Source organism: Corallococcus sp. 4LFB (assembly GCF_046520365.1).
In the GTDB taxonomy this organism is placed as follows: Bacteria; Myxococcota; Myxococcia; order Myxococcales; family Myxococcaceae; genus Corallococcus; species Corallococcus caeni.
Genome location: NZ_JBKGHJ010000288.1, coordinates 1 through 11,053 on the forward strand (window position 1 = coordinate 1; position 11,053 = coordinate 11,053).

At 70.5% G+C, this 11,053-nt stretch carries 7 protein-coding genes, 5 tRNA genes and 1 other RNA gene; 2 read left to right on the plus strand and 11 right to left on the minus strand.

The window, feature by feature from the left end:
- Positions 1–698: 698 nt before the first annotated feature.
- Positions 699–1,922 (minus strand): DNA polymerase III subunit gamma/tau, encoded by a 1,224-nt coding sequence (gene dnaX / locus ACLEQD_RS26695; RefSeq protein ID WP_410387780.1) that lies wholly within the window; start codon positions 1,920–1,922, stop codon positions 699–701.
- Between the two features lie 65 nt (positions 1,923–1,987).
- Positions 1,988–3,526 (minus strand): phytoene desaturase family protein, encoded by a 1,539-nt coding sequence (locus ACLEQD_RS26700; protein ID WP_410387781.1) that lies wholly within the window; start codon positions 3,524–3,526, stop codon positions 1,988–1,990.
- 110 nt (positions 3,527–3,636) lie between these two features.
- Here ACLEQD_RS26700 and ACLEQD_RS26705 point away from each other — a divergent pair, with 110 nt between their 5' ends.
- Positions 3,637–4,266: a hypothetical protein gene (locus tag ACLEQD_RS26705; protein ID WP_410387782.1), complete on the plus strand. Its 630-nt coding sequence runs from the start codon at positions 3,637–3,639 to the stop codon at positions 4,264–4,266.
- Complete coding sequence (locus ACLEQD_RS26710) at positions 4,260–5,105, plus strand: hypothetical protein (RefSeq protein ID WP_410387783.1); 846 nt, start codon at positions 4,260–4,262, stop codon at positions 5,103–5,105. Before ACLEQD_RS26705 ends, ACLEQD_RS26710 begins: the two co-directional genes overlap by 7 nt.
- Before the next feature lie 83 nt (positions 5,106–5,188).
- Here the strand turns inward: ACLEQD_RS26710 and ffs are convergent.
- The 9 genes from ffs to ACLEQD_RS26755 all read right to left on the minus strand — a co-directional run bounded on the left by ffs (position 5,189) and on the right by ACLEQD_RS26755 (position 10,918).
- Positions 5,189–5,280, minus strand: an RNA gene (ffs, locus tag ACLEQD_RS26715) — signal recognition particle sRNA small type.
- A 22-nt stretch (positions 5,281–5,302) separates the two neighbouring features.
- A tRNA-Ser gene (locus tag ACLEQD_RS26720) sits at positions 5,303–5,389 on the minus strand.
- 13 nt (positions 5,390–5,402) lie between these two features.
- Positions 5,403–5,489: transfer RNA gene (locus ACLEQD_RS26725), tRNA-Ser, on the minus strand.
- Between the two features lie 6 nt (positions 5,490–5,495).
- Positions 5,496–5,963, minus strand: coding sequence for a tRNA adenosine(34) deaminase TadA (gene tadA, locus ACLEQD_RS26730; RefSeq protein ID WP_338264346.1), 468 nt, complete (start codon positions 5,961–5,963; stop codon positions 5,496–5,498).
- Between the two features lie 24 nt (positions 5,964–5,987).
- Positions 5,988–6,064, minus strand: a tRNA-Arg gene (locus ACLEQD_RS26735).
- Positions 6,065–6,093: 29 nt separating this feature from the next.
- Positions 6,094–6,183, minus strand: a tRNA-Ser gene (locus ACLEQD_RS26740).
- A gap of 42 nt (positions 6,184–6,225) precedes the next feature.
- Positions 6,226–6,312, minus strand: a tRNA-Ser gene (locus tag ACLEQD_RS26745).
- 125 nt (positions 6,313–6,437) lie between these two features.
- Entirely contained in the window at positions 6,438–7,718 is a 1,281-nt protein-coding gene (serS, locus tag ACLEQD_RS26750; protein WP_410387784.1) for a serine--tRNA ligase, read from the minus strand.
- An 89-nt stretch (positions 7,719–7,807) separates the two neighbouring features.
- Positions 7,808–10,918, minus strand: a complete 3,111-nt coding sequence (locus tag ACLEQD_RS26755; protein WP_410387785.1) for a tetratricopeptide repeat protein — start codon at positions 10,916–10,918, stop codon at positions 7,808–7,810.
- Between the last annotated feature and the right edge of the window lie 135 nt (positions 10,919–11,053).

An 11,053-nucleotide genomic window follows, 5' to 3' on the forward strand; every position in this document is an offset into this window, starting at 1 on the left:
CCAGCGCGGGGGCCGCGCCGCCGCCATTGCGCAGGAACGACAGGCGGACGCGCGGCGGAGGGCCGACAGGTCGTCCATCACCACCGGCGCGGGAGGCACGGCGGCGGGCGTCGGAACAGGGCTGCCCGCGGCGCGCCATTGCGCAGGAAGGAGAGGGGACGGGCCGCGGAGGGAGACAGGCCCTCCATCAGCGCGGCGGGAGGCGTCCGCGTGGCCACGGCGGAAGCACCGGCCTGGGGCGGCTCCGGTGCACGCGTGACGACCGTGGACGGTGCGCCGTCATGCGCCGTGGGGGCGCGCGAACCTCGAAGGACTGGGGCGCGGCGCCCGGAGGCACGGACGGAGTCTGCGCCCCCAGGGGACGGGGACTGGCGCCCGCGTAGGTCGCGGGACCCTGGGCCTCAAGTGGCTGTCCGTTGGAGGCCGGGTGCGCCGCCGCGCCCATTGCGTCGAAGGGGCGGACGGTGGCGCCCGCGTGAGTGGACGGATCCTGCGCATCCGTCATGCGCGGCGAAGCGCCGGTGAGCGCGGATCCCGCCTGGGGCTCGAACGGACGCGGCGTGGCACCCGCATGCGCGGACGCCCCCTGCGCATCGAACGGACGTGACGTCGCCCCCGTTTGCACGGATGCACCCTGTGCTTCGACAGGGCGCGGAGCCGCCGCTACGGGCGCGGGTGCGCGGACTCCGGTCTGGACCTCAGACGCGAAAGTTCGCGGGACCGGAGCGACCTCCCGGCGCTCCGGACGTGTTCTTCGCGGCGCCTTCCGCGCCAAGTCCCGCCGACAGCCGCTCCACGCGGGCCAGCAGGTCGGGAATCGAACCCGCGGGGGACAGCTGGATGGCCTTGAGCAGCGCCATCTCCAGCGCCAGCCGGGGCTGCGCCGCTCGCGACACGTCCCAGATGCAGCCGTGCACGATGTCGAACAGCCGCGACAGCTGCGCGGTGTCCGCCTCCTTCGCGAGCGCCAACAGCGCCTTCTGCTCGGACTCCGCCAGCTCCGCGGGCGCTTCACCCAGCGACTTCGTCACGAAGAGGTGCCGCAGCTGCAGCGCCAGCTCCTCCGCCAGCCGCTTCAGGTCCAGGCCCCGGTTGAAGACCTCGTCCACCCGGCCCAGCACGCGCTTCGCGTCCTTGCGGACCAGCGCCTCCGCGAAGTCCTGCACCACCGTACGGTCGATGGCGCCCATCGCCTCCGCGACCGCCTCGTCCGTGGGGTTCGGACCGCACGACGCCAGAATCTGGTCCAGCAGGCTGAGCGCGTCGCGCATGCCGCCTTCGGACTGGCGCACCACCAGCGACAGCGACTGCTCGGAGATGCCCGCGCCTTCCGCCTGGCAGATCTCCTTCAGGCGCTGGAGCATCCGCGCCGCGGAGATGCGCCGGAAGTTGTGGCGCTGGCAGCGCGACAGGATGGTGTCCGGGAGCTTGTGCGCCTCCGTCGTCGCGAAGATGAACTTCACGTGACCGGGCGGCTCCTCCAGCGTCTTCAGGAGCGCGTTGAACGCCGCCCCGGAGAGCATGTGGACTTCGTCGATGATGTAGATCTTGTGGCGGTCGCGCTGCGGCAGGTACTTCGCGTTCTCGCGAATCTCGCGCACGTTCTCCACGCCGTTGTTGGACGCGCCGTCGATCTCCGCCACGTCCACGCTGGTGCCAGCGGTGATTTCAGTGCACGCCCGGCAGGTGCCGCACGGGGTCGCCGTGGGGCCCTGCTCACAGTTGAGGGCCTTGGCGAGCAGGCGGGCGGCCGTCGTCTTGCCCACCCCTCGAGGGCCACAGAACAGGTACGCATGCGCGACCCGGTCCATCTTGATGGCGTTCCCGATGGTCCGGACCACGTGCTCCTGGCCGGTCATGTCATCGAACTTCTGCGGGCGCCATTTACGGGCGAGGACGAGGTAGCTCATGGGGACAGTCATCTAAACACGGCGGGCCGAATGATCCATGGAACGTCCATTCCGCCCACCGTGAGCCGCACTCCCTGTCAGCGTCCGAGCGCCTGTAGCACCACGTTGGCCGCGTTGTGCCCCGCCGCGCCGATGACGCTGCCCGCCGGGTGGCAGCCCGCGCTGCAGAAGTAGAGCCCCTGCACCGGCGTCTCATAGGGCAGCCGGTCGGTGAACCCGCGCTTGTTGTCCACATGATGGATGTGGCCGCGGGTAATGCCGAAGTGGGATTCAATCTTCGGCGGCGTGAGCGCGAAGTACTCCTGCACCAGGTCGCTGGTGCCGGGGGCGAAGCGGTCGCAGATGGACAGCAGGTGCTTCACGTACCGCGCCTCCTCCTTCTCCCAGGTGGTGCCCTCCAGCTTCTCCGGCACCCACTCCACGAAGAGGGCGGAGTTGTGGTGCCCCTCCGCGTCCTTCAGGGACGGGTCCACCGTGGTGTGCACGTACCACTCGATGGAGGGGAACTCCGCCAGCCGTCCCGCCTTCGCCTCCTTGTAGCCGTGCTCCAGCGCGCCCAGCACGTCGTCCCCCTGGGGCAGCAGGTGGATGGTGGGCCCGAACTGGCCCCGGTCCTCCGGCAGGCAGGTGAAGGTGGGCAGGGACTTGAGGCACAGGTTCACCTTCAGCGTGGTGCCCGGCGCGGACAGCCCGTCCACCTTGCGGCGGTAGGCCTCCGGCAGCGCCGACGTGTCCACCAGCTTCAGCGTGCGGAAGGGGTCCGCGTTGGAGACCACGACCTTCGCGGACAGCTCCTCGCCGCCCTCCAGCACCACGCCCTTCACCACGCCGCCGTCCACGCGCACCGACGCCACCTTCGCGTTCGTGCGCAGCTGGGCGCCGTGCTTGCGCGCCAGCGCCGCGATGCGCTGGGTGACGGTGCCCATGCCGCCTTCGACGATCATCCACGTGCCGCCGCTGCCCGGCAGCCGGCAGAGGTTGTGCACCAGCAGGTTCATGCCCGTGCCCGGCGTGTCGTAGCCGCCGTCCAGGCCGGAGAACGCGTCGGTGACGGCGTACATCGCCTTCACGAAGTCGGACTTGTAGCCGAAGCGCTCCAGGTACTCGCGCGCCGTGCCGCGACACAGCCGGATGAAGTGCTGGCGCAGGGCAGGGCGCACGTAGCGCTCCGCCGTCTCCTCCAGCGACAGGGGCGGCAGGAGCCACGCGGGCGCCAGGTCCTCGCGCAGCGCCCCCAGCTCCGCGTTCATCGCGACGTGGGCGTTCCAGTCCGCCTCGGAGAAGAACTCGCGGAACTGCCGCTCCAGCTCCCGCTCATCCGAGCCGAAGAGCAGGTAGCGCTTGTCCAGGGTGGGCAGGAAGTAGTGCGGGTCGCGGCGCTTGAGGGGCAGCTCCAGCTGGAGCTCCTGGAGCAGCTCCGGCGGCATCAGCCCCAGGAGGTACGCGCCCGTGGAGACGCCCAGCTTCGGGGCGGTGCGGAACGGGTACTCCGTCTTGCACGCGCCGCCCACCTGGTCCTTCTCCTCCAGCACGGTGACCGACAGGCCCCGGCGCGCGAGCATCGCCGCCGCGACAAGTCCGTTGTGGCCCGCGCCCACCACGATGACGTCTGGCATGGTCTTCCTCCTTGGGGAAAAGGCCGTTCCTACCCGAGCCGAGACCTCCCCGACAAACACCGCGCGTCTTGCGCTGGACGTCGGGTCCAGAAAGAGTCGGCTTTCGCCACGTGAACGCCCCCATCCCCGACGCGCCCGAAGCCCTCGCCACCCCCCAGGCCCCGGTGGAACTCCCGGCGTCCGCCGTCCGGACGGAGCTGCCCGGACGCCTCCGCGCGCTGGGGCTGCTCGCGGTGGCCCTGGTGCCGTGCGTCCTGGCGGTGCGTCAGCTGGGGCGCATCCACCCGGACGAGGTGTTCCAGGCGCTGGAGCCCGCGTACTGGCGCGTGCACGGCTACGGCGTGCTGGCCTGGGAGTGGCGCGAGGGCCTGCGCAACTGGGCCGTCCCCGGCGTGCTGGCTGCCTTCCTCAAGCTGGCGCACGGCTTCGGCATCACCGACCCGCGCATCTACCGGGGCGTGGTGGCGCTGCCCCAGCTGGCCCTCCACGCCTGGAGCCTGTGGGCCGTCCACCGCTTCGCGGAACGCCGGGCGGGGCCGTGGGGCGCGGCGCTCGCGGTGCTGCTCGTGGGGCTGAGCGCGCCGGTGCTCCTCTTCGCCGGCCGCACCCTGTCGGAGTCCTTCTCCGCGTCCTTCCTCCTCGTGGCCATGGAGGCCCTGGACCGCCCGGACACCGGGCCGGACGCACGGGTGCGCCGGGCCGGGCTCCTGGGCGGCGTGGCCTGGGGCTCGCCGTGGTGACGCGCTACCCGTCCGCCCTCTTCGTGGTGGCCGCGCTCGGGTGGCTGCTGGTCGCCAGGCGGTGGCGCCTGCTCGCCTTCACCTGCGTGGGCGGTGCGGTGGTGGCGGCGGGCCTGGGCCTGCTCGACTGGGGCACCTGGGGCACGCCCTTCCACTCGTTCCTGGCCTACGTGGACTACAACGTCCTCTCCGGGAAGGCCGCCGCCGCGTTCGGCGCCTCGCCGCCGGGCTTCTACTGGGAGCCGCTGCTCCAGGCCGTGCCCCTCTGGGCCTGGGCCGCCGTGCCGCTGTCGCTGGTGCCCCTGTTCCGCTTTCGCGCGCTGTCCCTGCCGCTCACCTGCGCGGCCGTCTACACGGCCGTCCTCCTGACCACGCCGCACAAGGAGGAGCGCTTCCTGTACCCGGGGCTCGTGGTGGCGCTGCTCGCGGCCGCGTCCCAGCTGGCCGCGTCCATCGCCGCGCTCCCCCGGCCGGGCCTGCGGGGCGCGGGGGCGGTGCTCGCGCTGTCCCTGGGCTTCGTGCACGGCCAGGGCTTCCCGTCCAACGACCTCCGCGCGGACCAGTTCCGCGCCATCGTCCGGGCCACGCAGGGGGACGCGACGGGGCTGCTCATCGTCAACGAGGGGCTGTGGGGCTCCGGGGGCTACTTCTACATCGGCCGGAACATCCCCTGGCGCACCTGCGACTGGCCCCGGGACGCCGCCTTCCAGGCCTCCATCCGCGACCGCGCCTTCAACCGCGCCGTCACCTTCGAGGGCCGGGCCCTGGAAGAGCTCCAGGCCGCTGGCTTCCGCGTCGTCCGCCAGGTGGGGCGAGAGACCATCCTCGTCCGGGACTGACGCGGGAGCGGCCGGGCAGGGGAGGGCAGGCCCGCAAAGCCGAAGCGCCGGCATCCCCGGAGGGATGTCGGCGCTTCAGGTGAGACAGAACGGCCGGGACACACGCGGAAGTACGCTACCGTTGCTTCCTTCCGGACCTGGCGGGTTCGCGCCCCCACGTTGTCCCGACCACAAAATCATTACTTCGAAGCTAACAACGGAGAGGGTGGGATTCGAACCCACGATACCCTTTCAGATATGCACGCGTTCCAGGCGTGTGCCTTCAACCGCTCGGCCACCTCTCCAGAGACTTTGGAGCGGAGAGCGTAGGATTCGAACCTACGGTACCGTTGCCGGTACGCCTGATTTCGAGTCAGGTGCCTTCGACCACTCGGCCAGCTCTCCAGATATTCAGTTTTCACGTCGCTTCGCGCGCAAGCGCTCGAAGAACGTCTTGAGAAGCTGGCGACTGTCCTCCGCCAGGATGCCGCTTGTCACCTGGAGCCGGTGGTTGTGCCGGGGCTCTTCCACCAGGTTGTACAGCGAGCCGACCGCGCCCGCTTTCGGGTCCATCGTACCAAAGACGAGTCGGGTGACACGAGACTGCACCAGCGCACCGGCGCACATCGCGCACGGTTCCAGCGTCACGTAGAGGGTCACCCCGGAGAGTCGCCACGCATCACGCGCTCTGGCAGCGGCTGCCAGGGCAATCATCTCGGCGTGGGCGAAGGGGTTCCGGTCGCATTCGCGGCGGTTGTAGCCCGTGCCCACGACGTTTCCGTCCAGCACCGCCACCGCACCCACCGGTACTTCCCCGAGTGAAGCTGCTTCCCGCGCGAGCTCAAGAGCCTGCTGCATGAAAGCGATGTCGTCACTCATGATGTGCGCGCCTGAAAGAAGAAGTGGCGCTCCCTGGAGGATTCGAACCTCCGGCCTTCGGATTCGTAGTCCGACGCTCTATCCAGCTGAGCTAAGGGAGCATTTCTTCCGGCTGCTGCTTTACATCAAGTGGCGGAGAGAGAGGGATTCGAACCCTCGATACCCTTTCGAGTATGCAGGTTTAGCAAACCTGTGCCTTCAGCCTCTCGGCCATCTCTCCAACTCTTCTCTGTCAAAGAACCACGAAACTCAAGCTCAAAATCGGAGGCGGTAGGATTCGAACCTACGGAAGGCTTTCACCTTCTGCGGTTTTCAAGACCGCTGCCTTCAACCGCTCGGCCACGCCTCCACAGCAGGTGCCGCTCGGTTCCCGGCGGGCCAACCGCGCCCGTGGGGCCGCCCTTCTACATCATTTCTTCCCTGTGGCAAGAGAGATGTTGGCCCCTTTTCACGTCCGGGGCCCTCAGCCCCTGACTACAGGGGGCGAAGTTCCTTCAACCCGCCCATGTACGGCACCAACGCCTCCGGGATGGCGACGCTTCCGTCCTCCCGCTGGTAGTTCTCCAGGATGGCGATGCTCGTGCGCCCCACGGCCAGCCCGCTGCCGTTGAGGGTGTGCACCATCTGGGGCTTGTCCCCCTTCTGGGCGCGGAAGCGGATCTTCGCGCGGCGGGCCTGGAAGTCGCCGCAGTCCGAGCAGGACGAAATCTCCCGGTACGCGCCCTGGCCCGGCAGCCAGACCTCGATGTCGTACGTCTTCCGGGCGCCGAAGCCCATGTCGCCGGTGCACAGCAGCATGACGCGGTGGTGCAGCCCCAGCCGGCGGAGGATGTCGCACGCGTCGTCCGTCATGGCCTCCAGCTCCTCCAGGCTCTTCTCCGGAGGGGCGAACTTCACGAGCTCCACCTTGTGGAACTGGTGCTGGCGGATGAGGCCGCGCGTGTCGCGCCCCGCGGCGCCGGCCTCCGCGCGGAAGCACGGGCTGAAGGCGCAGTAGCGGAGGGGCAGCTGCTCACCCTCCAGGATTTCGTCCGCGTGGTAGTTCGTCACGGGGACTTCCGCGGTGGGGATGAGGAAGCGCTCGGGGTCGCCGGACGTCTTGAAGGCGTCGTCCTCGAACTTGGGCAGCTGGCCGGTGCCCATCATCGTCTCGCGCAGCACGAGGTAGGGCGGCAAGAGCTCCGTGTAGCCCTTGGACGTGTGCACGTCGATCATGAACGTGACGAGCGCGCGCTCCAGCCGGGCCAGCGCGCCCTTGTAGAAGGTGAAGCGGCTGCCGGACACCTTCGCGGCGCGCTCGAAGTCGAGCATGCCCAGCGACTCGCCCAGCTCGAAGTGCTGCTTCGGCGTGAAGAGCAGGTTCGGCTTCTCACCCCAGGTCTTCACCTGGACGTTCTCGTCCGCGCTCGTGCCCACGGGGACGGAGTCGTGGGGCACGTTGGGGATGAGCAGCAGGATGCGGTTGAGCTCCTCCTCCACTTCCTTGAGGCGGGCCTCCTTCTCCTTGATCTCCTGGGAGACGCCGCGCAGGTCGCCGCGCAGCTTCTCCAGGGCGGCGGGGTCCTCCTTGGCCTTGCGCTTCATCTCCTCGTTGGCGGCGTTGCGGCGCGCGGCCAGCGCTTCCATGGAGACGTAGAGGTCGCGGCGCTCCAGGAAGAGCGCCTGGAAGGGGCCGAGGTCCAGGCTGCCGCCCCGCGTCTTCAGTCGGGCGACGACCGCATCGAAGTTCTGCGCAACGTTCCGGAGGTCCAGCATAGGGGCACGCCTTGTAGTCATCCCGGGCGTGGGCCGGCAAGGCTCACCACGCGCCGGGTGCTCAGGGCCGGACGCCCGGAGGGGTTGGGTCAGTGTTCGAGGTCGTAGATTTCGTCCTCGATGTCCTTCTTGTCCGCCGCGTCCGGCTTCTTCACCAGGTACTCCTTGAAGGCCGTGATGGCGTCCTTGCGCTTGTTGCGCTCCTTGTAGGCGAAGCCCAGGTAGTAGAAGGGCTGCGGGTTCTCCGGCTCGGCGGTGGTGGCCTTCTTGTACCAGTCGATGGCCTTCGCGTGCTGGGCCTGCTCCGTGTAGGCGCGCGCGACCTTGTAGTAGACGTACGTGAGCTTCGGATCCGCCTTGAGCGCCGCCTGGTAGCGGCGGACGGCGTCGTCCCAGCGCGCGGCGCTGAAGAGCACGTCACCCATGGCGCCCATCACCCGCGTGCGCTGCGGATCCGCCTTGAGGGCCGCCTCGAAGGAGGCGATGGCGTTGTCGAAGTCGGCGCGCTCCAGGTAGGCGTGGCCCAGGGCCTCGTGCGCGTCCGCGTAGTGGGGGTCCAGCGTCACGGCGGCCTGCCACTGCTCGATGGCGTCCGGCAGCCGCTTCGCGTCGCGCAGGATGACGCCGTAGGCGTACTTGTAGTCCGCGCGCTTGGGGGCGCGGTCCACGGCGGTCTTCATGCTGTCGAGCGCCTGGGTGTACTCCGAGCGCTTCGCGCGCACGAGGCCCAGGTAGTAGAGCGCCTCGTGGTTGGACGGCTCGTTGCGCAGCGCGAGGCCCAGGTTGCTCTCCGCGCCGGCCAGGTCGCCCTTCTCCAGGAGCACCGCGCCCAGGGTGATGGGCGTGGTGGTGGAGCGGGGGTCCTCCGCCTTGGCCTTCTCCAGCTCCGTCACGGCCTCGTCCAGCCGGTGCAGCCGCCACAGCACGAGCCCGCGCTGCAGCCGGCCGTCCTTCAGCAGGTGCGGATCCAGCTCCAGGGCGCGGTTGGCCTCCGTCTCCGCGCGGGTCGTGTCGCCGTTGAGCAGGGCCACGCGCGACAGGCCCAGGTGGGCGTCCGCCAGGTTGGGGTCCAGCTGCACGGCGCGGTCGAACTCCTGCTGCGCGAGCAGGCTGTTGTTCTCCGCGAGCGCCAGCTCTCCCAGGCCCGCGTGCACGCCCGCGTGCTCCGGCGCCTGCTGCGCGGCGGCCTCCAGGAGGCCGCGCGCGTCCGCGTTGCGGTGCTGCCGCAGGTACAGGCGGCCCAGGTACAGGCCGGCGTCCACCAGCTTCGCGTCGGCGGCGGTGGCGCGCTTGAAGTGGCCCTCCGCCTCCACGGGCTTGTCGAGCGCGTCCTCGATGCGGCCGTAGAGGTACGCGATGCGCGCCTCGTTGGGGAAGCTCTTGCTGGCGGCCTCCACGGCGGTGAGCGCGTCCTGCATCTTGCCCGTCATCACCAGCGCGGTGATGTGGCCGTCCACGAACTCCAGGTTGCCGCTGTCCTCCGTCGCGAGCGAGGCGAAGAGCGGCAGCGCGCCGTCGTAGTCGCGCTGCGAGCGCAGCACCTGGGCGAGCTGGGCCTTGATGAAGGCGGAGTCCGGGTTGTCCTTGTAGGCCGCCCGCAGCTCGGCTTCCGCTTCCTTGGGCTTGAACTGCTGGTAGAGGGCCACGCCCTTGAGGCCGCGGGCGCGGGCGCGCTCGGCGGGCCCCAGCGCGTCCTGGAGCGTCAGGGCGCTCTCCACGGCCTGGGCGCCCTGCTCGATGTTCGACTTGCGCACGAGCAGCTCCACCGCGGCCAGCTCCACCGCGGAGGCGGCGTGCTGCGGATCCGCGGCGAGCGCGTCCGCGTAGGCCTTGGCGGCCTCGTCGGCCTTGCCCTGCGCCTGGTACAGGTTGCCCAGCGCGTGGTGGGCCTTGGCGGACTTGGGGTCCTTCTCCAGCACCTTGGTCAGCGTGGCGACGGCGTTGGGGATGTCCTTCTGCTGCGCGTAGGACTCCGCCAGGAGGAACGCGAGCTCCAGGTCGCCCTGGTTGTCCTCGCGGGTGGAGGCGTCCTGCAGGCGGGCCTGCGCCTCCGCGCCCTTGCGCTGGGTGAGCGCGATGGCGGCGGCGGTCTTGATGACCTCCACGTTCTTCTCACCCAGCAGCTCGATGGCCTCCATGTGCGTGTTGCACGCGGTGAGGTCGGAGCGGTCTCCGTCCGCGTAGCGGCGCTGCAGGTAGGCCACGGACTGGCACCAGAGGGCGCGGACCTCCGGGTACTCCTGGGTGGCCAGCACCTGGGCGCTCTTCTTTCGCGCCTCCTTGTAGCTGGCGTAGGTGTCGGCCAGCAGGCCCTTGCGCGCCTCCTCGACGAGCTTCGCCTCCGGGGAGCCGGCGGACACGCGGGCCGGGAAGAGCTTGTGGCGGCCGAAGGCGCCGTAGCGGCTGGCCTCGAAGCTGGCGCCGGTGCCCAGCACGAGCACCGACACGCCCGCGGCGATGAAGACGGGCAGGCGCTTCTTCCACTTGGCCTCGGCGGCGCTGCGGTCCACGACGGACACCGCGGCCATGCGGCCTTCGTAGAGCTGGCGCAGCCGCTCCATGCTGGCCTGGGGGTTGGCGGGATCCGCGGCGCCCGCGGTGTCCGGCGCCGGCGCGCCCGGCGTGGCCGCGAGGGGCACGGCCTTGGACGGGCCCTCCATCAGCCGCTGGATGGCGGCGGCGAAGACGGGCACCGTGCCGATGGCGGACCACGCCTCCGAGTCCGGCGAGACGTCCTCGTTGCCCAGCAACTGGCCGTCCTCGAGCATCTTGACGATGACGCCCTCTTCGAACGGGCCGAACATCTTCCCGGAGCGGCGGCGCACGTGGAAGCGCTTCACCGGCACGCGGCCGCCGGCCTCCTTGCCGGCGCTGTCGTCGATGAAGCTGAGCATCTCCAGGCCGTCCGTGGGGCCCGCCGCGGGCGGGGGCGGCAGCGGCGCGGAGAGGTCCGCTTCCAGGTCATCCACGGGCGCGGCGGTGGGGTCGAACTCCAGCGCGTCCGGCAGGCCCGTGGCGGCGGAGGCCGGGACGGGCGAGGGGTCGCCGAAGTCCACGTCGCCGAAGTCCGTCGCGGGGTTGACGCGGGCCTGTGGCACGGCCGGGGCCGGGTCGCCGAAGTCCAGCTGGAAGTCCGGAGCGGGCGGCGCGGCCGGAGGGGGCGACGTGAAGTCCACGGCGAACGGATCATCCGTGGGCACGGGGGACTGGCCGTACGCGGGGGCCTGGCCGGTACGCGGGGGCCGGCGGCTCCGCGAAGTCGAAGGACACGGGCGCGGCGGGGGACGGCAGGTCCGAGAAGTCCATCGGCCTGGGGCGCGGCGGGCGAGGGCAGG